Raw genomic sequence first — 659 nt, forward strand, 5'->3', positions numbered from 1 at the left:
GTGTTGGGGGTGGTCCCGGCCCGGCCCTGCGGATTCCCCTTGGCGGCGGCACCCCCCAAAGGTTCGATCAGCCCGTTGTTTGTGAGCCCCTGGTCCCCGCCCAGCACGCGCCCGGCCTCGGGCACGTAGGGGCGCTGGGTGGGCTTGGCGATCGTGCTCTTGCCTAGTCCGGACGCGCCGACCCGCCCTCCGTTCTGGGCGGGCGGTAATTGCAAGCTCACATCGTGCAGTACCTGTGGTCCGTCGACGCGGTAGCGGAAACTGACATGCTCGAAGGTGATCTCGCCGCGGATCGGCGGCAGCGAGGCGCGGCCCGAGCCGAAGGACGGCTCGGGCTGCGTGTTGAGAATGTCCCCGAGTCGCTGGACGGACAGGCGCGCCTGATGGAAGTCCTGCCAGATCTGAGCGATCCGCAGCACAGGCGCGCTCACGCGACTGGCAAGCATGTTGAACGCCACAAGCTCGCCGACGGTCAGGTTGCCGTCGATAACGAGCTTGGCGCCGAAGAACAGGGTGGCGGCGGTGACGATCTTGCTTGCAAGCTGAATGACCTGGCTTGCGTGGTTGCCGTGACTGAGCACGCTGAAACTCGCGTCCACATAGGAGGCAAGCTGGTCTTCCCAGCGGTGCTGCTTCTGCGGTTCGACTGTCTGCGCCTT

1 protein-coding gene is annotated in these 659 nt (G+C 66.2%); it reads right to left on the reverse strand.

Annotated features, from left to right (window positions below):
* Positions 1-659 (reverse strand): ABC transporter transmembrane domain-containing protein (locus KVT37_RS31740; protein WP_254634400.1); only part of this gene is annotated, 659 nt, incomplete at both ends.

This window comes from Mesorhizobium sp. GbtcB19 (assembly GCF_019091085.1).
Classification (GTDB): domain Bacteria; phylum Pseudomonadota; class Alphaproteobacteria; order Rhizobiales; family Rhizobiaceae; genus Mesorhizobium.